This window comes from Algoriphagus sp. UBA3586 (genome assembly GCF_002376385.1).
In the GTDB taxonomy this organism is placed as follows: Bacteria; Bacteroidota; Bacteroidia; order Cytophagales; family Cyclobacteriaceae; genus Algoriphagus; species Algoriphagus ornithinivorans.
Map to the genome: position 1 here is coordinate 38,855 of NZ_DFMT01000003.1, position 21,893 is coordinate 60,747.

Sequence of the window (21,893 nt, forward strand, 5' to 3'; positions counted from 1 at the left end):
TTACTTAGCCCTTTCAATAATTTCAACTAATCTCCAACGCTTGTTCTTACTCAGCGGACGAGTTTCACTTATTTTCACGATGTCACCTGGGTTACACTCGTTTTTCTCGTCATGAGCCATAAATTTGGTAGTCTTTGCAACGAACTTACCGTACATTCCGTGTTTTACTCTTCTCTCCACGGCTACAGTAATGGACTTATCCATCTTGTTGCTTACGACTTTACCAATTCTTTCTTTTCGAAGATTTCTTTCGATCGTAGCCATTTTATTTTCTGTTAGCTATTATTTGCCAGCCAATGCAGTCTTCAATCTTGCGATAAGACGCTTGGTTTCGCGTATTCTGTTAGGATTCTCGATGGGAGAAATTGAGTGAGCAAATTGAAGTTTGCTCAGATTCGTTTTCTCGGCGCTGATTTTCTCAGCGATTTCACTTGCGGAAAGTGATTGGATCTCTGTATTTTTCATAGTTCCTAATTATTCTGCGTAGTCTCTACGAACAACAAATTTGGTGCTTACAGGAAGTTTCTGCTGAGCCAATCTTAAGGCTTCCTTAGCAGTTTCCAAAGGTACACCAGTAGCTTCGAAGAGGATGGTTCCAGGCTTGATAACTGCTACCCAATATTCAGGAGCACCTTTACCTTTACCCATACGTACTTCAGCAGGCTTCTTAGTGATAGGTTTGTCAGGGAAAATTCTGATCCAAACCTGACCTTCTCTTTTCATTGCTCTTGTCATAGCGATACGAGCTGCCTCGATCTGACGAGAGGTGATCCATCCTGCTTCCAGGGACTTGATGCCAAAGTTGCCAAAAGCGAGCGTATGCCCTCTTTGTGCAATGCCTTTGACACGGCCCTTTTGCATTTTTCTATATTTAGTTCTTTTCGGCTGTAACATGATTTCTCACTTATCGGTGAAAATTAGTTATTTCTTTTTCTGCGTCTAGGACCTCCGTCTCTCTTAGGACCAGCATTTCTTGGGCCTTTTGGCTCATTAGCTGCACCTTGATTAGGAGACAAGTCTCTCTTACCGTACACTTCACCTTTGAAGATCCACACTTTGATACCGATAATACCGTAAACAGTCAATGCTTCGGAAATAGCGTAATCAATGTCGGCTCTCAATGTGTGTAGAGGAATACGACCCTCTTTGTACATTTCAGAACGGGCCATTTCGGCACCACCTAAACGACCAGAAAGTTTTACTTTGATTCCTTCTGCTCCCACTCTCATGGATGCTGCAATGGCTTGTTTCATTGCTCTTCTGAAGGAAATTCTAGCCTGAAGCTGCTGAGCGATAGACTCACCTACTAACTTGGCATCCAATTCAGGTCTCTTGATTTCGAAGATATTGATTTGAATGTCTTTGTTGGTGATCTTTTTAAGCTCTTCTTTTAGCTTATCTACTTCGGCTCCACCTTTACCAATAACTACACCTGGTCGAGCGGTATGAATGGTAAGTGTGATTCTCTTAAGCGTACGCTCAATGATCACCTTAGCAATCCCACCCTTAGGAATTCTGGCAAGGACGTACTTACGGATTTGCTGATCTTCGTATAGTTTTTCAGCGAAGTCTTTCCCACCATACCAGTTGGAATCCCAGCCTTTGACTACACCAAGTCTAAATCCTATTGGGTTAATCTTTTGTCCCATAGTCTGTTCTTAATTTGCCTTTTCGTTTGTTTCTACTACATCAGCGGTAACATCCTCAGCATTGAAAGCATCAATTACTAGGGTTACATGATTGGATCTTTTGCGGATTCTGTGACCACGACCCTGAGGAGCAGGTCTCAATCTCTTAAGAGATCTACCTTCATCCACCATGATGGTTTTCACATATAGATCAGCTTCTTCAAGCTTTGCATCAGGATTTTTTGCCTGCCAGTTTGCCACTGCAGAAAGAAGAAGTTTTTCCAATTTCATGGCTCCATGATTAGGAGTAAACTTCAAAATGCTGAGCGCCAATCCCACTCTTTTGCCTCTGACCAAGTCAGCCACCAAACGCATTTTGCGTGGGGAAGTAGGAACATTATTTAATCTTGCTATTGCTTCCATGATTATCTCTTTCCTTTATCTTTTTTGGCAATGTGGCCTCTGAAATTTCTGGTAGGAGCAAATTCACCTAGCTTGTGACCTACCATGTTGTCTGTTACAAATACCGGGATGAATTTATTTCCGTTATGCACAGCGAAGGTATGTCCTACGAAATCTGGAGAAATCATGGATCTTCTTGACCAAGTCTTGATGACGGATTTCTTTCCGGACTCGTTCATAGCATCCACTTTTTTCGCTAGATGGTGCTCGATATAAGGACCTTTTTTTAATGAACGTGCCATAATTATTTAGATCTTTTGCTAACGATGAACTTGTTTGAATACTTCTTAGGTGATCTGGTTTTCTTACCTTTAGACAACAAGCCCTTACGGGATCTTGGATGTCCACCGGAAGATCTACCTTCACCACCACCCATTGGGTGATCTACTGGGTTCATAGCTACACCTCTTACTCGAGGTCTTACTCCTAACCATCTCTTACGACCGGCTTTACCCAACACTACGTTCATGTGGTCTCCGTTGGAAACTGTACCTACAGTCGCCATACAAACACCCAAAACGAGTCTCATCTCTCCGGATGGAAGTTTGATGGTCACATATTTACCCTCACGGGCAACAATCTGTGCATAACCACCAGCACTTCTTACCATTGCAGCACCTTTACCTGGTTTCAATTCCACGCAGTGTACAATAGTACCCATTGGGATATTCATCAAGTGCATTGCGTTACCCACTTCAGGAGCAACTTGCTCACCGGAAATCACTGTTTGTCCCACTTGCAAACCTTCCGGGGCGATAATGTAGGCTTTAGCACCGTCAGCATAATATAGTAGGGCTAGACGAGCTGTTCTGTTTGGATCGTACTCGATTGCCTTTACGGTAGCAGGTACACCAAACTTATTTCTTTTAAAGTCAACTACTCTGAGTCTTCTTTTATGACCACCACCCATATAGCGGGCAGTCATTTTGCCTTCATTATTTCTACCGCCTGACTTCTTAATAGGAGCAAGAAGAGATTTTTCCGGCGTTGACTTGGTAATCTCGTCAAACGCTGGAGCTACTCTGAATCTTGTTCCTGGAGTTACAGGCTTCAATTTTTTAATTGCCATGATATTGATTCAATTAAATTTCTCCGTAAAAATCAATTACCTCTCCATCAGCTACTTGCACGATTGCTTTTTTGAAAGCGTTAGTGAAGCCTGATACGATTCTTGTCTTGGTGTATCTTGTCTTATGCTTCGCAGCATATCTCATGGTTCTTACTGATACCACTTTCACACCATATGCTTTTTCTACAGCATTCTTGATTTCTGGTTTCTTTGCGGTTTTCTCCACAATGAATCCATAAACGCCTTTTTCGTTCATGGCAGAAATCTTTTCTGTAATCAAAGGCTGCTTTAGAATATCCATTGTCTTATTTCGATAAAATGGTTTCCAATTTACTTACAGAATCTTCACAGATCACCAAGTGATCAGCATTCAGAAGCTGGTAAGTATTTACATCATTCACAGTCACAACTTTCGCCTTAGGAAGGTTTCTGCTGGATAGGTAAACGTTCTTGTTATCTTCAGGGAGAACCAAAAGCGTCTTCTTATCGGATAGCGCCAATCCATTAAGCAAAGCCAGATAGTTTTTAGTTTTTGGAGCATCAAAAGAGATGTTTTCTAAAACTGAAAGGCTGTTATCTTTCACTTTGTAGGAAAGAGCAGATTTTCTGGCTAGTTGTTTTACTTTCTTATTCAATTTGAAAGAGTAGTCTCTTGGCTTAGGACCAAAAACTCTACCTCCACCTCTGAAAAGCGGGGATTTCAAAGATCCAGCTCTAGCACCACCGGTACCTTTTTGCTTTTTGATCTTCTTGGTAGATCCTGCTACTTCATTTCTTTCTTTAGACTTATGAGTACCCTGTCTCTGATTAGCCAGGTACTGTTTTACATCCAGATAGATAGCGTTGTCATTTGGCTCGATTGCGAAAATCTCGTCAGACAATTGCACCTTTCTTCCGGTGTCTTCTCCTTTTTGATTAATTACTGCTAATTCCATGGCTTACTTCTCTAGAATTACATAAGAATTTTTTGGACCTGGTACTGAACCGGACACCAGAAGGAGATTTTGCTCAGCGTAAATTTTCAATACTCTGAGGTTCAATACTTTCACTCTGTCACCACCGGTTCTTCCAGCCATTCTCATACCCTTGAATACGCGGGATGGCCAAGAACAAGCACCAATGGAACCTGGGTGTCTCTGTCTGTTGTGCTGACCGTGAGTTTGTCCACCCACACCACCAAAACCATGACGCTTCACTACACCCTGGAAGCCTTTACCTTTAGAAGTACCGATAGCATCGACGAAGTCACCTTCTACGAATACCTCTCCGGCCTTCACAGTAGCTCCTAGATTTACCTGGCCTTCAAACTCGACCCGGAAATCACGGAACTCAACAACTTTGTGCTTCGGCGTTGTACCTGCCTTTTTAAAGTGACCTATCAGTGGCTTAGGAGTGTTTTTCTCCTTACGCTCACCGTAGGCCAACTGCACTGCGTTGTACCCGTCTGTTTCAACGTTTTTTACTTGCGTCACTACGCAAGGACCAGCTTCTATTAGCGTGCATGCGACATTACGTCCATCGGCACTAAAAATGCTAGTCATTCCTACTTTTTTTCCAATTATACCAGACATCTTTTATAAGATAATTTGATAATCCACAAGCATTTATACGCTTGGGCCCTTTTTAAGGACTGCAAAGTTACTGAAATAAAATTCTGCAACAAACCCCAACTCCTATATTTTCAAACATTTAGAAAATATTTCATTTGGAATTTGCCCTTTGGCCAGTCCAAAGGCCAATGAATCGTTGTTAATTTTTAAAAAAACAAAAGACCTGCATAGAAATGCAGGTCTGATAAGTTTGAGTTTTCAGGTTTTATCAAACCTTGATCTCTACATCCACTCCGCTTGGAAGTTCGATTTTCATCAAAGCATCCACAGTTTTAGAAGAGTTAGAGTAGATATCTACCAATCGCTTATAAGTACAAAGCTGATACTGGTCTCTTGCTTTCTTGTTTACGTGTGGGGATTTCAACACGGTAAACTTTTCTTTTTTGGTTGGCAATGGGATAGGTCCCACTACTACAGCACCAGTAGCTTTTACAGCTTTCACGATCTTCTCTGATGACTTGTCCACCAGGCTGTGATCGTATGATTTTAGTTTTATTCTAATTTTCTGATTCATCGCAAATATTGATTAGGCTTTCTGACCTTTTACGTTAGCAATTACAGTCTCCGCTATGTTGTTTGGCACTGGCTCATAGTGAGAGAATGTCAACGAAGCAGTAGCTCTACCGGAAGAGATAGTTCTCAAATCGGTGATATAACCAAACAGTTCAGATAAGGGAACAGACGCTTTGATTACGGAAGAAGTACCTTTGGTATCCATTCCTTTCATCAAACCTCTTCTTCTGTTCAAGTCACCGGTGATAGGACCAGTGTATTCATCTGGAGTAACCACGTCTACTGACATGATTGGCTCTAGTAACTGAGGCTTACATTTTTTAGCAGCTTCTTTGAATCCGATTCTAGCAGCCAATTCAAAAGATAGTGCATCTGAATCGACGTCGTGGAAAGAACCGTGGAACAATCTAACCTTCATAGACTCGATAGGATAACCTGCCAAAGGACCATTCTTCATAGCTTCAGCAAATCCTTTCTGGATAGATGGAATAAATTCTTTTGGAATTACACCACCCACGATTCCGTTTACGAAATCCAATCCCGGTTTGATTTCTCCTGTTTCCGGATCTGGATCTTTTGGACCCAATTCGAATACGATATCGGCAAATTTACCTTTACCACCAGTTTGCTTCTTGTAAACTTCTTTGTGTTCTACTGAACCAAACAAAGCTTCTTTGTAAGCAACCTGAGGAGCACCTTGGTTAATTTCAACTTTGAATTCACGCTTCAATCGGTCGATGATGATATCCAAGTGAAGTTCACCCATACCTCTCAAGATAGTCTGGCCAGTTTCGTGGTCAGTGTTTACTTGAAGAGTTGGATCTTCTTCTACCAATTTGGCGATAGCCATACCTAGTTTATCAACATCCGCCTGAGTTTTAGGCTCAATTGCGTAACCGATAACTGGCTCAGGGAAGATCATGGACTCTAATACAACCTTACGCTTTTCGTCGCAAAGAGTATCTCCAGTCTTGATATCTTTAAATCCTACTACTGCACCGATATCACCGGCAACCAATCTTTCGATTTGGTTTTGCTTGTTGGCATGCATTTGGAATACTCTGGAGATACGCTCCTTGTTTCCAGAACGGCTATTGAATACATAAGACCCAGACTCAAGAATACCTGAGTAAGCTCTTACGAAACAAAGTCTACCTACGAATGGGTCAGTAGCAATTTTAAAGGCCAAACCAGCAAATGGTTCAGACTCATCTGGAGCGATTCTTACATCTTTCTCCTCGTCATTCAAATCATGAGCGATGATATCATCTTTGTCCAATGGAGAAGGAAGCAATTCCATCACCAAGTCCAACATGGTTTGAACACCTTTATTTTTGAAAGAAGATCCACATACCATAGGGACAATTTTCATGTCAATGGTTGCTTGTCTTAAAGCATTGAGGATTTCTTCTTCAGTGATTGAGTTTGGATCTTCGAAGAACTTCTCCATCAAAGACTCATCGTAGTCAGCAACAGCCTCAAGCAAATGCTCTCTCCACTGTTCAACTTCCTCTTTCAAGTCTTCAGGAATAGGAACTACTTCGTAAGTCATTCCCATATCCTCTTCGTTCCAAACGATACCTCTATTGTTGATCAAATCAACTACTCCTTTGAATTTGTCTTCAGAACCGATAGGAATCTGCAATGGAACAGCATAGCTACCCAACATTTCCTTCACCTGCTTACAAACTTCCAAGAAGTTAGCTCCTGCACGGTCCATTTTATTAACGAACCCGATACGAGCTACTTTATAATTATCAGCTAATCGCCAGTTGGTCTCAGACTGTGGCTCAACGCCGTCCACAGCACTGAACAGGAAAACCAATCCATCCAATACTCTTAGGGAACGGTTTACCTCAACGGTAAAGTCAACGTGTCCTGGAGTATCGATGATGTTGATTTGATATTTCTGATCTCTGTAGTTCCAAAAAACGGTAGTAGCAGCAGAAGTAATGGTGATACCTCTTTCCTGCTCCTGAGCCATCCAGTCCATAGTAGCAGCACCGTCGTGTACTTCACCTATTTTGTGGGAAACTCCAGAGTAAAAAAGGATTCGCTCTGTGGTAGTCGTTTTACCGGCATCAATGTGAGCGGCGATACCGATATTTCTGGTGTATTTTAAATCTCTTTTCGCCATCCTAATTAAAATCTAAAGTGAGAGAATGCTTTGTTGGCTTCTGCCATTCTGTGCGTATCATCTTTCTTCTTTACTGCAGCGCCTTCGCCTTTTGCAGCAGCGATGATTTCGCCAGCAAGTCTATCCATCATGGTTTTCTCACCTCTTTTTCGAGCATAGTTGATCATCCACTTGATTCCAAGGGCCATCTTTCTTTCAGGTCGGACTTCCATTGGAACTTGGAATGTAGCACCACCAACTCTACGACTCTTCACCTCTACGGATGGAGCAATATTGTTAAGCGCTTTTTTCCAAACTTCAAGACCATTCTCACCTACTTTGGATTCTACCTTTTCTACTGCATCGTAGAAAATCTTGTAAGCAATACTCTTCTTCCCATCTACCATCAGACAGTTCACAAACTTGGTAACCAAGGTATCATTGAACTTTGGATCAGGAAGAATATATCTCTTCTTTGGTTTCGCTTTTCTCATTTCTTCTTAAACATTAAATAAATTACTTTTTGGCTGGAGCAGCCTTAGGTCTTTTAGCACCGTACTTGGAGCGACCTTGCTTACGGTCTTTTACTCCTGCAGTATCCAATGCACCGCGGATGATGTGATATCTTACACCTGGTAGATCCTTCACACGACCACCTCTGATCAATACGATTGAGTGCTCTTGCAAATTGTGACCTTCACCTGGAATGTAAGCGTTCACTTCTTTTCCATTTGTCAATCTCACCCTTGCCACCTTTCTCATAGCTGAGTTAGGCTTTTTAGGGGTAGTAGTGTACACTCTGGTACAAACCCCTCTTCGCTGAGGACAAGCGTCCAAAGCTCTTGATTTAGATTTGGTTTCCAGCGTTGTTCTACCTTTTCTTACTAACTGTTGAATAGTAGGCATTAACTGATAAAATTTAGTTTTCCTGTAAACTGTTAAATTTTGGACTGCAAAGGTAGAAAAAGTAATAAGACAAACAAAATTAAGCAGTTATATTTTTGTTATGCCTCTCCGGGCGTACCAAAGGTGATCGGGAACTCCGGAGCACCTCCATTTTGGTTGATTTTACCAAATGCAGCCTCATACTTTTCTATATTATCCTTCAATGCTGCCAATAATCTTTTGGCATGATCCGGAGTCACTATAATTCTTGACTTCACCTTTGCCTTTGGAACTCCCGGCATCAAACGGATAAAGTCAATCACAAATTCTGAATTGGAATGGGCAATCATAGCCAAATTGGAATATACTCCTTCAGCAACTTCCTCTGAAAGCTCTACATTGATCTGTTGATCTGGTCTGTTTTGTCCTTTTTCGTCACTCATTTTATTGGGATTAAAAAAGGCCTGTACGCATACAGGCCTTTCCGTTTATAAACTCACTATGTATTATAAAATCGCTTCACTAGATCTGCGAGTGGATTTTTCCATGTTTTCAGAAAGCTTATCATACTCTTCCTGAGATCCAACGATCAAGTTTTGCAACCTTCTCTGACCTGTACCGGCCGGAATTAGGTGACCTACGATCACGTTTTCTTTCAATCCGAGTAGCTCATCTCTCTTACCTCTGATAGCTGCTTCAGAAAGTACTTTGGTAGTTTCCTGGAAGGAAGCTGCTGAAATAAATGATTCTGTACCCAAAGAAGCTGCTGTGATACCTTGAAGTGTAGGAGCAGAAACCGCAGTTTCAGCATCTCTCACCTGTACCAATTTCAGGTCTTTACGCTTCAAGCTGGAGTTTTCATCTCTCAGTCTTCTTGAAGAAATAATCATACCTGGCTTCAAAGTGCTAGAGTCTCCAGCATCCATCACCACTTTCTTATCTAGGATATTGTCATTTTCCTCACGGAAAGCCCACTTATCTACTACCTGTCCTTGCAAGAATCCAGTATCTCCAGCATCAAGAATTTCAACTTTCTGCATCATTTGAGATACAATCACCTCAATGTGCTTATCATTGATCTTCACACCCTGAAGTCTGTAAACTTCCTGAATTTCATTTACCAAATATTCCTGAACGGCAGTTGGTCCTTTAATGGATAGGATATCATTTGGAGTAATTGCTCCATCTGACAATGGCTCACCCGCACGGATGAAGTCATTTTCCTGAACCAAGATATGCTTGGAAAGAGATACCATGTACTTCTTAATCACCCCATCCTTAGACTCGATGATAATTTCTCTGTTACCTCTCTTGATTCCGCCGTAAGTTACCACACCGTCGATTTCAGAAACCACAGCCGGGTTGGATGGGTTACGTGCCTCAAACAATTCAGTTACTCTTGGAAGACCACCGGTAATATCTCTTGTCTTACCCACGGATCTTGGGATTTTCACCAATACCTGTCCAGCCTTCACCTTATCTCCAATTTCAACAGCCAAGTGAGCTCCCACTGGAATATTGTATGCTTTGGAATCCTCTCCGTAGTCTACAATAATTGCAGGGTTCTTGGTTCTGTCTTTGGTATCGATGATAACTTTTTCACGGAATCCAGTCTGATCATCGGCAACTTCTTTGTAAGTGACACCCTCTACAATAGACTCAAAGTCAACTTTGCCGTCGAATTCAGAAAGAATTACGGCGTTGTATGGATCCCAAGTACATAAAGAATCACCTTTGGCGATTTTCTGACCATCTTTCACGTTCAATAATGCTCCGTAAGGCACGTGGTTTGAAACCAAAGTCTTACCGGATTTCACATCATTGATTTTTATTTCTCCGGATCTACCCATTACAACTGTAACTGGTTCACCGTCTTTATTGGTAGTTTCGATTAGTCTTAATTCCTCATCGAATTCTACTACACCTTCGAATTTAGCATTGATGCTCGCCTCTACAGCCATGTTGGAAGCAGTACCCCCTACGTGGAATGTTCTTAGCGTCAACTGTGTACCTGGTTCACCGATAGACTGCGCTGCAATAACTCCTACTGACTCACCTGCCTGTACCATATTACCGGTAGCAAGGTTACGTCCATAGCATTTAGAACAAACCCCTCTTCTGGTTTCGCAAGTCAAGACAGATCTTATCTCAACCTCTTCAACAGCTGATTCATCTACTCTCTTCGCAATTTCGTCGTCGATTTCAACTCCTGCCGGAACGATCAATTCGTCTGTAAGCGGGTCGTAAACATCATGAACAGATACTCTACCCAAGATTCTTTCAGAAAGTGGCTCAACGATTTCGTCGTTGTCTTTCAATGGCTGAACAACCAAACCTCTCAAAGTACCGCAATCCTCTTCAGTGACGATCATGTCTTGAGCTACGTCTACCAAACGACGAGTCAAATAACCCGCATCGGCAGTTTTCAAAGCTGTATCCGCAAGACCCTTACGTGCACCGTGAGTGGAGATAAAGTACTCGAGTACGTCCAAACCTTCTTTAAAGTTGGAAAGGATTGGGTTTTCGATGATTTCACCTACTGAACCTTGTAAGTTTTTCTGAGGCTTAGCCATCAGACCTCTCATACCACCCAGCTGACGAATTTGCTCTCTTGAACCTCTAGCTCCGGAGTGCATCATCATGTAGATAGCATTGAATCCCTGCTTGTCCTCCTCCATCTTCTTCATCAGATTATTAGTCAAATGAGAGTTGGTACGAGTCCAAATATCAATTACTTGGTTATATCTTTCGTTGTCTGTGATCAGACCCATCAAGTAGTTATTCCAAACCTGATCTACCTCTTCTTTCGCTTTGGCGATCATTGGCTCTTTTTCCTCAGGGATGATTACATCGTTAAGACCCATTGACAAACCACCTTGGTAAGCCATCTGGAATCCTAGATGCTTGATATCATCCAAGAACTGGGCAGTACGTGCAATACCACAAACTTTCACTACTTGAGCGATAATCTGCTGAAGCTTTTTCTTAGTCAAAAGCTCGTTTACATATCCTACCTCAGCCGGAACAAACTGGTTGAAGATCAAACGTCCTGCAACTGTATCGATGATTTGGCTGGTAATTTCCCCATCCTCACCTCTTACAGGTACTTTACACTTGATGTTCGCATGCTTGGAAATCTGTCCTTCATTCAAAGCAATAATTACTTCCTCTTGGCTGTAGAAAGTCATTCCTTCACCTGGAACTGGCTCTTCAGGAGTAGACTTCTTGCCTTTGGTTACATAATACAGACCCAAAACCATGTCTTGAGAAGGTACCGTAATCGGTGCTCCGTTGGCAGGGTTCAAGATATTATGAGAGGAAAGCATTAATGTAGAGGCTTCCAAGATAGCTTCATGTCCAAGTGGTACGTGAACCGCCATTTGGTCACCGTCAAAGTCAGCGTTGAATGCTGTACACACTAATGGGTGCAACTGAATCGCTTTTCCTTCGATCAATTTTGGCTGGAATGCCTGGATACCCAATCTGTGAAGAGTTGGGGCACGGTTCAAAAGAACAGGGTGTCCTTTCAATACGTTTTCCAAAATATCCCAAACCACTGGATCTTTACGATCCACAATTTTCTTAGCTGATTTTACTGTCTTCACAATACCTCTTTCAATCAGTTTTCTGATGATAAAAGGTTTGAAAAGCTCAGCTGCCATATTTTTAGGAAGACCGCACTCGTGAAGCTTCAATTCTGGCCCTACTACGATCACAGAACGACCGGAGTAATCCACACGCTTACCGAGCAAGTTTTGACGGAAACGACCTTGCTTACCTTTCAACATATCAGAAAGGGATTTCAATGCTCTGTTTCCATCAGATCTTACCGCATTTACTTTTCTGGAGTTATCGAAAAGAGAATCTACAGCTTCCTGCAGCATACGCTTTTCGTTTCTCAAGATTACTTCTGGAGCTTTGATGTCTATCAATCTCTTCAGACGGTTGTTTCTGATGATTACTCTTCTGTACAAGTCATTCAAGTCAGAAGTAGCGAATCTACCACCATCCAATGGTACCAATGGGCGCAATTCCGGTGGAATCACAGGAACCATTCTTACCACCATCCACTCAGGACGGTTTTCGATTCTTGTTCTTGCATCACGGAATGCTTCTACTACCTTCAAACGCTTCAAGGCTTCTGCCTTACGCTGCTGAGAGGTATCTGTAGCCGCTTGATGACGAAGAGAATAAGAAAGATCATCCAAGTCCAATCTAGCCAACAACATTTCCAAAGCTTCAGCACCCATTTTGGCGATGAATTTATTTGGATCGTCATCATCTAGCATATGATTTTCCTTAGGAAGCTTATCCATGATATCCAAATACTCATCTTCAGTTAAGAAGTCTAGGTATTGAATTCCATCTTCAGCTTTTATACCTGGCTGAACAACTGCATATCGCTCATAATAAACGATTTGGTCCAACTTTTTGGTAGGAAGACCCAACAAGTAACCAATCTTGTTAGGCAAAGATTTGAAGTACCAGATGTGTGCAACAGGAACCACTAACTCAATGTGACCCATTCGCTCACGACGTACTTTCTTTTCAGTCACCTCTACTCCACAACGGTCGCAGATGATGCCTTTATATCTGATGCGCTTGTATTTACCACAATGACACTCCCAGTCTTTCACTGGACCAAAGATTCTCTCACAGAACAGACCACCCATTTCTGGCTTGTAAGTTCTGTAATTGATAGTCTCTGGCTGGGTCACCTCTCCATTTGAACTATCCAGAATAGATTCCGGGGAAGCCAAACTGATGGTGACTCTCGAAAAGTCATTGTTTAGTTTTTTGTTTTTTCTGAACGCCATAGTTTTTTGAAAGATATATGAAGGGCAGTTTGACCTGCCCTATTGAGCCAATTTAATCTAAGGTAATTTCAAGAGCCAAGCCTCTCAGTTCATGAACCAATACGTTGAATGATTCAGGGATGTTAGGCTTAGGAAGGTTTTCACCCTTCACAATTGCTTCATAAGCTTTCGCTCTACCGATTACGTCATCAGATTTTACTGTCAGGATTTCCTGAAGTACGTGAGATGCACCGAATGCTTCAAGAGCCCAAACCTCCATCTCTCCGAATCTCTGACCACCAAACTGGGCTTTACCACCCAATGGCTGCTGAGTAATCAAAGAGTAAGGTCCGATAGATCTTGCGTGCATCTTATCATCAACCAAGTGACCAAGCTTTAACATGTAAGCTACACCTACAGTCACAGGCTGATCGAATTTAGCTCCGGTCAATCCATCATATAGGTAGGTACGTCCATAAGAAGGCAATCCAGCAGCATCCAATTCAGCAGAAACCTCTTCCATAGAAGCTCCATCGAAAATCGGAGTAGCATATTTTTTACCTAATTTTTGTCCGGCCCAAGCCAATACTGTTTCGAAAATCTGTCCGATGTTCATTCGAGAAGGTACACCCAATGGGTTCAGAACGATATCCATTGGAGTTCCGTCTTCCAAGAAAGGCATGTCTTCGTCTCTTACGATTCTGGCAACAATACCTTTGTTACCGTGACGACCAGCCATCTTATCACCCACTTTCAGCTTACGCTTCTTTGCGATGTAAACTTTAGCAAGCTGAACGATACCTGCTGGTAACTCGTCTCCAACTTCCAAAGTGAATCTTTCTCTCTTGAATCTACCACTGATCTCATTTCTTGAGTTAGTGTAGTTTTTCACCAATTGAACAATCAGATTGTTGGTGTGTGCATCATCAGTCCAATCATCCAAGATGATATCAGAAATCAAATTCGCCTCTTCAGGAACATTGTAGTTAGACTCATCTCTGTAAGGGTTCTTAGCAGGGAATAAGTTGTTTTCAATGTTCTTCGCGTTGAACTTCATTCCTTTGGAGATGATCTCATCACCAAACTTATGCTTCACTCCCAAAGAAGTCTTACCATCCAATATAGTTACCAGCTTATTGATCATTCTGGCTCTGATGCCCAAAAGATCTTTGGAATACTTAGCTTTCAGTTTTTCAACCTCTGCCTTAGCTTTCGCTCTATTGTCTTTGTCCTTCTTAGGTCTGGAGAACAATTTGGTTTCGATTACCACACCATTCAAGGATGGAGAAGCTTTCAAAGAAGCATCTTTCACATCACCAGCTTTATCACCGAAGATTGCTCTTAGCAATTTCTCTTCAGGAGTTGGATCAGTTTCACCTTTTGGAGTAATCTTACCGATAATGATATCTCCTTCTTTTACTTCAGCACCTACTGCGATGATACCATTTTCGTCCAAATGCTTCACTGCATCTTCAGAAACGTTAGGAATTTCAGAAGTTAATTCTTCTTCTCCACGCTTGGTATCTCTTACCTCTAGCTGGAATTCTTCAACGTGGATGGAAGTAAAGATATCTTCACGAACTACTCGCTCAGAAATTACAATCGCATCCTCAAAGTTGTATCCTTGCCAAGGCATGTAGGCAACTTTCAAGTTTTTACCCAAGGCCAACTCACCATTGTTGGTAGAGTAACCTTCCACCAAAACCTGACCTTTTTCAATTCTCTGACCCTTCAAAACTAAAGGAGTCAAGTTGATGGTAGTATCTTGGTTGGTTCTTCTGAACTTAATCAGATCGTAGGTTTTGTATTCATCTGTGAAATTCACCAACAACTCATCATCTGACAAGTCATACTTAATGGTGATTTTCTTAGCATCTACATAATCAACTACACCATCAGCCTCTGCAATAATCAAAGATCTGGAGTCAATAGCAGCTTTTGCTTCTAAGCCTGTACCTACGATAGGTGCTTCAGCTTTCAACAATGGAACTGCCTGACGCTGCATGTTGGATCCCATCAATGCACGGTTCGCATCATCATGCTCCAAGAAAGGAATCAAAGATGCCGCAACAGATACAATTTGGTTTGGAGCAACGTCCATGTAGCTGATTTCAGAAGGCTCCAACACTGGGAAGTCACCTTCAAATCTTGCTTTTACTCGCTCATTTACGAAAGTTCCTTTTTCATCCAAAGGAGCATTTGCCTGAGCAATGTTATGGTCATCTTCTTCTTCAGCAGTCAAGAATACAATATCCTCCTGCTTCATACCCACTTTACCTTCTTTCACCTTTCTATAAGGTGTCTCAAGGAATCCCATGGAGTTTACTTTTGCGTGAACGCAAAGAGAAGAAATCAAACCGATGTTTGGACCTTCAGGAGTTTCGATAGTACAAAGACGACCATAGTGTGTATAGTGAACGTCACGAACCTCGAAACCTGCTCTTTCTCTGGATAAACCACCTGGACCCAAAGCAGAAAGTCTACGCTTGTGCGTCAACTCTGCCAATGGATTGGTTTGATCCATGAACTGAGAAAGCTGGTTAGTACCGAAGAAAGAATTGATTACTGAGGAAAGCGTACGAGCGTTGATCAAATCAACTGGTTTGAAGTCTTCGTTGTCACGTACGTTCATACGCTCACGAATTGTTCTGGCCATTCTCGCCAAACCAACTCCAAACTGGCTGTAAAGCTGCTCCCCTACAGTTCTTACTCTTCTATTGGAAAGGTGATCGATATCATCGACTACTGCTTTTGAGTTGATCAAACCGATCAAATATTTCACGATGGAAATAATATCCTCTTTAGTCAATACGATTTTTTCAGCCTCAATGTCCAGACCCAATTTTTTATTGATTCTGTATCGGCCTACTTCACCTAAGTCATATCGCTTATCAGAGAAGAATAGAGAGTGAATCACCTCACGGGCGGTAGCCTCATCAGGAGCTTCAGTGTTTCTCAATTGACGGTAAATTACTTCTACCGCTTCTTTCTCTGAGTTAGAATTATCTTTTTGAAGTGTATTGTAGATGATAGAGTAATCGGCAATGTTTACATCCTCTCTGTGAAGAATGATAGACTTAGAGCCTGAATCCAAAATCATTTCAATATCCTCATCTGTCAAAACAGTATCACGCTCAAGCAATACTTCGTTTCTATCGATGGAAACTACCTCACCTGTATCTTCATCTACGAAGTCTTCAACCCATGTTCTCAAAACTCTAGCAGCTAATTTTCTGCCTGAAGCTTTTTTCAAAGCAGTTTTGGTTGCTGATACTTCTTCAGATAAGCCAAATAAATCCAAAATGTCTTTATCCGAACCGTAACCGATAGCTCTAAGCAGGGTAGTAACAGGGAATTTCTTCTTACGATCGATGTAAGCATACATGACATTGTTGATGTCAGTAGCAAACTCAATCCAAGAACCCTTGAAAGGAATGATACGGGCAGAGTATAATTTCGTACCATTAGTGTGCTTACTTTGAGCAAAAAATACACCTGGTGATCTGTGCAATTGAGATACAATCACACGCTCTGCGCCATTGATTACAAACGAACCCTTCTCAGTCATGTAAGGCAAGTTGCCTAAGAAAACTTCTTGTTCGATTGTTTCGAAATCCTCATTGTCCTCATCATGGCAAAGTAATCTTAATTTTGCTTTCAAAGGTACTGAGTAGGTCAAACCACGATCTATACATTCACCCACACTATATTTAGGTGGATCCACTGCATAATCGATAAATTCCAAAGTGAAGTTTTCTCTGGAATCAGAGATCGGAAAATTCTCAGAAAACACTTTGAATAATCCGTCAGCCCGGCGCTTTTCTGCAGGCGTATCCAGCTGGAAGAAATCTTTGAAAGACTGCAACTGAATATCGAGAAAATCCGGATAGTCTTTGACCACCTTAATGGAGGAGAAACTTTTCCTTTCGGTTTGATTCTTGATAGCCAAGGTAGTGTATGTTTATAGTGAAATTAAATAACGAAATATTAATATTTTCGCAAGAAATAATGCAATTTTTTACCTGTGCATAAACAGGAAAAGACCTGACTTGTATAGTCAGGTCTTAGGGCTAAACCTAAACCAGATGGTTCGGTTTCGCCAAATTATTTGATCTCTACTTCAGCACCAGCTTCTTCTAGAGACTTCTTCAAGCCTTCAGCTTCGTCTTTAGCGATACCTTCTTTCAAAGCTTTAGGAGCAGAATCCACTAGGTCTTTAGCTTCTTTCAAGCCAAGTCCAGTCAATTCTTTTACAAGCTTAACTACTGCAAGTTTCTGACCGCCAGCTGCCTTCAAGATAACGTCAAAAGAAGTTTTCTCTTCTTCTGCAGCGCCACCGTCAGCACCACCAGCAGCAGGACCTGCAACAGCAACTGCCGCAGCAGCTGGTTCGATTCCGTACTGATCCTTAAGGATATCTGTCAATTCTTTAACCTCTTTTACAGTCAAGTTTACCAACTGATCTGCAAGTTGTGTAAGATCTGCCATCGTATTATTAATTTAAATTTTTCGTGATTTGTGATTGAATTGAAGTATTATTTTTCTTCTCTGCTTTCAAGGGCCTTAAGCACACCTGTGATGTTGTTCTGACCACTTTGCAATGCAGAGATGAGGTTCATTGCAGGAGACTGTAGCAAACCGATAAGGTCGCCCAACAACTCTTGCTTTGATTTAAGATTAGAAAGCATTTCAAGGTTTGCTTCACCTACGAAAATATCCGCATCGATAGAAGCTCCTTTGAACTTTGGTCTCGTCTCTTTTTTACCTAGTTTTTTTCTGAATTCCAGCAATACTTTTGCTGGCAGGTTACTGGTCTCTTTGGAGAAAATAATTCCAGAGAATCCTTTCAATGAACTATCCAAAGGAGAGAAGTCTGCATCCAGATTTTCTAAAGCTTTCTTGATCAATGTGTTTTTGTACACTTTGTACTCAACACCCTTCTCAAAACATGCTCTTCTGAAAGCGTTCACTTCCTTCACACTGAATCCTCCTGCATCTGTGATGTAGAAGAAAGGGTTTTCTCTAAATTTCTCGGTAAGACCGTCGATTATTTCTTTCTTTTCGTCTCTAGTCATGATTATATACCTTGAATACTACCCTTGTCCACTGCGATACCAGGAGACATTGTACTGGATAATGAAATACTCTTGAAATATGTTCCCTTAGAAGATGCCGGCTTAAGCTTGGAGATAGTTAAGATCAACTCTCTCACATTTTCCTGAATTTTTTCAGGGCTGAAAGATACCTTACCTACGCTCGCGTGAATGATACCGAATTTATCAACTTTGAAGTCGATTTTACCAGCCTTCACTTCTTTTACAGCTTTACCTACTTCTAGAGTTACCGTTCCTGCTTTAGGATTTGGCATAAGACCTCTCGGTCCCAATACTCTACCTAGTCTACCTACTTTTGCCATTACGTTAGGCATAGTGATGATGACATCAATGTCAGTCCATCCACCTTCGATTTTAGCAATGTAGTCGTCCAATCCAACGTAATCTGCACCTGCTTCTTTAGCTTCTGCTTCTTTATCAGGAGTGCAAAGAACCAATACTTTGATATCTTTACCTGTACCATGAGGAAGGGCAACAACCCCTCTAACCATTTGATCTGCTTTACGAGGGTCAACGCCCAAACGAACGTCAACATCGACAGAAGCATCAAACTTCGTCATGGTGATTTCCTTCACGATAGAAGAAGCTGCCTCCAGGGAGTACATTTGGCTTGGGTCGTACTTAGAAAGAGCTTCTTTTTGCTTTTTTGTTAACTTAGCCATTATTGTTTATTTATACTTCCCAAGGGGCTTTACCAGATACTGTGATTCCCATGCTTCTAGCGGTACCAGCAACCATTTTCATGGCAGATTCCACTTTGAAGGCATTCAGGTCAGGCATTTTTACTTCCGCGATCTCTTTTACCTGATCCCAGGTAACAGATCCTACCTTCTTACGGTTAGGTTCTGCGGAACCGCTTTTAAGTTTCGCAGCTTCCAACAGCATATTTGCAGCCGGAGGAGTTTTTACTACGAAATCAAAAGACTTGTCCGAATAGATAGTAATCAATACAGGCAACGTCTGTCCCATTTTATCTTGGGTACGTGCATTGTATTGCTTACAGAACTCCATGATGTTCAAACCCTTGGAACCAAGAGCCGGACCAACTGGAGGTGACGGATTTGCCTGGCCACCTTTCACTTGCAGTTTTAAATAACCAGTGATTTCCTTAGCCATTGCTTAGTCTTGTTTTTCTACTTGTATAAAGTTTAATTCAACAGGAGTATTTCGACCGAAGATCTTGACCATAACATTCAATTTCTTCTTGTCATCAAATACTTCCTCAATAGTCCCGGTAAATCCACTGAAGGGCCCGTCCATTACCTTAACGGACTCTCCGACTATAAATGGTGTATCTAACTTCTCGGCAAACTCATCAATCTCCTCAACCTTTCCTAAGATACGGTTGACTTCTGACTGGCGTAATGGTTCAGGGGTTTTGGAAGCTCCCCCCTGGTTTGATCCAAGAAATCCGATGACGCCCGGAATGCTTGTTATTACGTGATTGGCTTCACCATTGGAGAGATCAGCATTGACTAAAACGTATCCAGGAAAGAAATTTCTTTCTCGAACACGCTTCTTGCCATTACGCATCTCATATACTTTCTCAGAAGGAATCAGGACCTCAGGAATGAATTCTTCAATCTTCTGTCTCTGGATCTCATTGTCCAGATAAGTCTTAGTCTTCTTTTCCTGTCCCGCTACTACTCTGAGTACGTACCATTTATGTTCAGCCATTCTGTAATGTCAATTCAATTAGAATAAATCATAAAACCAAGTCATGATGTTTTCAAATCCTAAATCTATCACACCTATAAATAGGGCGAAGATTAAAGATGCTACCAACACCAATACCGCAGAATTTTGCAGAAATGAAAACTTAGGCCAAGTGACCTTGTTTTTCATCTCATCATACGATTCGAGGACAAAGTTTTTTAGATTCATAGTGTAATAACTTACTGGCACGGGCAGAGAGATTCGAACTCCCATCAACGGTTTTGGAGACCGCTATTCTGCCATTGAACTATGCCCGTGTGAATGAACGCTCCGCTAATGGGAACGCAAAATTAGAGATAACTCTCTTAAGAAACAAATGCGATCCCAAAAAACTTCAGGATCGCATTGTATATTAAAGATTCAGATGATTAGTCTAGAATTTCAGTTACCTGACCAGCACCTACTGTTCTACCACCTTCTCTGATAGCGAATCGAAGACCTTTCTCCAATGCAACTGCATTCAACAAGTTTACTTCGATAGTTACGTTATCACCAGGCATAACCATTTCTACGTTTTCTGGAAGTTTGATCTCACCAGTTACGTCAGTAGTTCTCAAGTAGAACTGAGGTCTGTACTTGTTGAAGAAAGGAGTGTGACGCCCACCTTCTTCTTTAGAAAGTACGTAAACTTCAGCTTTGAAGTGAGCGTGAGGAGTTACTGATCCTGGCTTACAGATGATCATACCTCTCTTGATTTGAGATTTTTCGATACCTCTCAACAATAGACCTACGTTATCACCAGCTTCACCTCTGTCAAGGATCTTACGGAACATCTCAACACCAGTCACAGTTGACTTAAGGCCTTGAGCACCCATACCGATGATATCTACTGGATCACCAGAGTTGATTACACCTCTCTCAATACGTCCAGTAGCTACAGTACCACGACCAGTGATCGAGAATACGTCTTCAACTGGCATCAAGAAGTCTTTGTCGATTAGACGCTCAGGAAGAGGAATGTAAGTATCTACTGCATTCATCAATTCCATTACTGTCTCAACCCACTTCTCTTCACCGTTCAATGCACCAAGTGCAGAACCAGCGATTACAGGGATATTATCACCGTCGAATTCATAGAAAGAAAGAAGTTCTCTGATTTCCATTTCCACAAGCTCAAGAAGCTCTGGATCGTCCACCATGTCTACTTTGTTCATGAATACAACTAGCGCAGGAACACCTACCTGACGAGCCAAAAGGATGTGCTCTCTAGTTTGTGGCATTGGTCCGTCAGTTGCGGCTACCACTAGGATAGCGCCGTCCATCTGAGCAGCACCAGTTACCATGTTTTTAACGTAGTCAGCGTGACCTGGACAGTCTACGTGAGCGTAGTGTCTAGCTTCAGTTTGATATTCTACGTGAGAAGTATTAATAGTAATACCTCTTTCTTTTTCTTCCGGAGCGTTATCAATGGAAGAGAAATCTCTTAGTTCAGAAAGACCTTTTTTTGCCAATACGGTAGTAATGGCGGCAGTCAAAGTTGTTTTGCCATGGTCTACGTGTCCAATCGTACCGATGTTAACGTGCGGCTTGGAACGGTCGAATGTTGCTTTTGCCATGCGTGAAAATCCTCAGTTTAAGTTTAAAGATATGTTTAGATTTAATTTAAAGCCGTTATGAGCCAACGACGGGATTTGAACCCGTGACCCCTTCCTTACCAAGGAAGTACTCTACCCCTGAGCTACGTCGGCTTATGACCCGATGCTTTTCAGAGAAAAGCATAGAGCGGGAGACGAGGCTCGAACCCGCGACCTGCAGCTTGGAAGGCTGCCGCTCTACCAACTGAGCTACTCCCGCTTTTATTAATTTAACCGACTCAGGTGGTACCTTAATCGATCCGGCTACGCCGAATATTTTTTCGCCCTGCAAAACTAGGAAAAAATTTCACATTTAGGCAATTTGTGGGGGAAACAGGATTCGAACCTGTGAAGACATAAGTCAACGGATTTACAGTCCGTCCCAGTTGGCCGCTTTGGTATTCCCCCAA

General features: G+C 41.8%; 24 protein-coding genes and 4 tRNA genes. All 28 read right to left on the reverse strand.

The genetic code is table 11. The annotated features are described in order from the left end of the window. The 28 genes from rpsQ to B2906_RS00485 all read right to left on the reverse strand — a co-directional run bounded on the left by rpsQ (position 1) and on the right by B2906_RS00485 (position 21,891). Positions 1-264, reverse strand: a complete 264-nt coding sequence (gene rpsQ / locus B2906_RS00350; RefSeq protein WP_091652840.1) for a 30S ribosomal protein S17 — start codon at positions 262-264, stop codon at positions 1-3. Between the two features lie 18 nt (positions 265-282). Next, a complete protein-coding gene (gene rpmC, locus B2906_RS00355) occupies positions 283-465 on the reverse strand; it encodes a 50S ribosomal protein L29 (RefSeq protein ID WP_091652837.1) in 183 nt (60 codons plus the stop codon). Between the two features lie 9 nt (positions 466-474). Then, a complete protein-coding gene (gene rplP / locus B2906_RS00360) occupies positions 475-894 on the reverse strand; it encodes a 50S ribosomal protein L16 (protein WP_091652834.1) in 420 nt (139 codons plus the stop codon). A gap of 23 nt (positions 895-917) precedes the next feature. Then, on the reverse strand, positions 918-1,649 hold the full coding sequence (rpsC, locus tag B2906_RS00365) for a 30S ribosomal protein S3 (protein WP_091652832.1): 732 nt from the start codon (positions 1,647-1,649) through the stop codon (positions 918-920). A 9-nt stretch (positions 1,650-1,658) separates the two neighbouring features. Beyond that, the gene (rplV, locus tag B2906_RS00370; RefSeq protein WP_091652829.1) at positions 1,659-2,051 is read right to left on the reverse strand and encodes a 50S ribosomal protein L22; all 393 of its coding nucleotides are present in this window, start codon (positions 2,049-2,051) and stop codon (positions 1,659-1,661) included. Positions 2,052-2,053: 2 nt separating this feature from the next. Beyond that, a complete protein-coding gene (gene rpsS, locus B2906_RS00375) occupies positions 2,054-2,332 on the reverse strand; it encodes a 30S ribosomal protein S19 (protein WP_106566639.1) in 279 nt (92 codons plus the stop codon). 2 nt (positions 2,333-2,334) lie between these two features. Next, on the reverse strand, positions 2,335-3,159 hold the full coding sequence (gene rplB, locus B2906_RS00380; protein ID WP_091652826.1) for a 50S ribosomal protein L2: 825 nt from the start codon (positions 3,157-3,159) through the stop codon (positions 2,335-2,337). 13 nt (positions 3,160-3,172) lie between these two features. Next, positions 3,173-3,460 (reverse strand): 50S ribosomal protein L23, encoded by a 288-nt coding sequence (gene rplW / locus B2906_RS00385; protein ID WP_026956448.1) that lies wholly within the window; start codon positions 3,458-3,460, stop codon positions 3,173-3,175. A gap of 4 nt (positions 3,461-3,464) precedes the next feature. After that, complete coding sequence (gene rplD / locus B2906_RS00390) at positions 3,465-4,094, reverse strand: 50S ribosomal protein L4 (protein ID WP_091652823.1); 630 nt, start codon at positions 4,092-4,094, stop codon at positions 3,465-3,467. 3 nt (positions 4,095-4,097) lie between these two features. Then, a complete protein-coding gene (gene rplC, locus B2906_RS00395; RefSeq protein WP_219956905.1) occupies positions 4,098-4,730 on the reverse strand; it encodes a 50S ribosomal protein L3 in 633 nt (210 codons plus the stop codon). A gap of 247 nt (positions 4,731-4,977) precedes the next feature. Further along, positions 4,978-5,283: a 30S ribosomal protein S10 gene (rpsJ, locus tag B2906_RS00400; protein WP_024284766.1), complete on the reverse strand. Its 306-nt coding sequence runs from the start codon at positions 5,281-5,283 to the stop codon at positions 4,978-4,980. Between the two features lie 12 nt (positions 5,284-5,295). Beyond that, positions 5,296-7,419, reverse strand: a complete 2,124-nt coding sequence (gene fusA, locus B2906_RS00405; protein ID WP_219956906.1) for an elongation factor G — start codon at positions 7,417-7,419, stop codon at positions 5,296-5,298. A gap of 5 nt (positions 7,420-7,424) precedes the next feature. Then, on the reverse strand, positions 7,425-7,892 hold the full coding sequence (gene rpsG / locus B2906_RS00410) for a 30S ribosomal protein S7 (RefSeq protein WP_091652815.1): 468 nt from the start codon (positions 7,890-7,892) through the stop codon (positions 7,425-7,427). A 22-nt stretch (positions 7,893-7,914) separates the two neighbouring features. After that, entirely contained in the window at positions 7,915-8,304 is a 390-nt protein-coding gene (gene rpsL / locus B2906_RS00415) for a 30S ribosomal protein S12 (RefSeq protein WP_009183384.1), read from the reverse strand. Between the two features lie 98 nt (positions 8,305-8,402). Next, on the reverse strand, positions 8,403-8,726 hold the full coding sequence (locus tag B2906_RS00420; RefSeq protein WP_091652813.1) for a DUF3467 domain-containing protein: 324 nt from the start codon (positions 8,724-8,726) through the stop codon (positions 8,403-8,405). 63 nt (positions 8,727-8,789) lie between these two features. Beyond that, the gene (gene rpoC, locus B2906_RS00425) at positions 8,790-13,100 is read right to left on the reverse strand and encodes a DNA-directed RNA polymerase subunit beta' (RefSeq protein WP_219956908.1); all 4,311 of its coding nucleotides are present in this window, start codon (positions 13,098-13,100) and stop codon (positions 8,790-8,792) included. A gap of 52 nt (positions 13,101-13,152) precedes the next feature. Beyond that, a complete protein-coding gene (rpoB, locus tag B2906_RS00430) occupies positions 13,153-17,028 on the reverse strand; it encodes a DNA-directed RNA polymerase subunit beta (RefSeq protein WP_286935209.1) in 3,876 nt (1,291 codons plus the stop codon). 155 nt (positions 17,029-17,183) lie between these two features. After that, positions 17,184-17,567, reverse strand: a complete 384-nt coding sequence (rplL, locus tag B2906_RS00435) for a 50S ribosomal protein L7/L12 (RefSeq protein ID WP_091652805.1) — start codon at positions 17,565-17,567, stop codon at positions 17,184-17,186. 47 nt (positions 17,568-17,614) lie between these two features. Then, positions 17,615-18,154: a 50S ribosomal protein L10 gene (rplJ, locus tag B2906_RS00440; RefSeq protein ID WP_286935210.1), complete on the reverse strand. Its 540-nt coding sequence runs from the start codon at positions 18,152-18,154 to the stop codon at positions 17,615-17,617. Between the two features lie 2 nt (positions 18,155-18,156). After that, positions 18,157-18,855: a 50S ribosomal protein L1 gene (rplA, locus tag B2906_RS00445; protein ID WP_091652800.1), complete on the reverse strand. Its 699-nt coding sequence runs from the start codon at positions 18,853-18,855 to the stop codon at positions 18,157-18,159. 10 nt (positions 18,856-18,865) lie between these two features. Further along, the gene (rplK, locus tag B2906_RS00450; protein WP_091652797.1) at positions 18,866-19,309 is read right to left on the reverse strand and encodes a 50S ribosomal protein L11; all 444 of its coding nucleotides are present in this window, start codon (positions 19,307-19,309) and stop codon (positions 18,866-18,868) included. Positions 19,310-19,312: 3 nt separating this feature from the next. Continuing rightward, complete coding sequence (nusG, locus tag B2906_RS00455) at positions 19,313-19,870, reverse strand: transcription termination/antitermination protein NusG (RefSeq protein WP_091652794.1); 558 nt, start codon at positions 19,868-19,870, stop codon at positions 19,313-19,315. Between the two features lie 18 nt (positions 19,871-19,888). Next, complete coding sequence (gene secE / locus B2906_RS00460) at positions 19,889-20,077, reverse strand: preprotein translocase subunit SecE (protein WP_091652792.1); 189 nt, start codon at positions 20,075-20,077, stop codon at positions 19,889-19,891. 15 nt (positions 20,078-20,092) lie between these two features. Continuing rightward, a tRNA-Trp gene (locus tag B2906_RS00465) sits at positions 20,093-20,166 on the reverse strand. Positions 20,167-20,277: 111 nt separating this feature from the next. Further along, positions 20,278-21,465 (reverse strand): elongation factor Tu, encoded by a 1,188-nt coding sequence (gene tuf / locus B2906_RS00470; protein ID WP_091652789.1) that lies wholly within the window; start codon positions 21,463-21,465, stop codon positions 20,278-20,280. Between the two features lie 60 nt (positions 21,466-21,525). Next, a tRNA-Thr gene (locus B2906_RS00475) sits at positions 21,526-21,597 on the reverse strand. A gap of 33 nt (positions 21,598-21,630) precedes the next feature. Beyond that, positions 21,631-21,703, reverse strand: a tRNA-Gly gene (locus B2906_RS00480). 105 nt (positions 21,704-21,808) lie between these two features. Continuing rightward, a tRNA-Tyr gene (locus B2906_RS00485) sits at positions 21,809-21,891 on the reverse strand. Between the last annotated feature and the right edge of the window lie 2 nt (positions 21,892-21,893).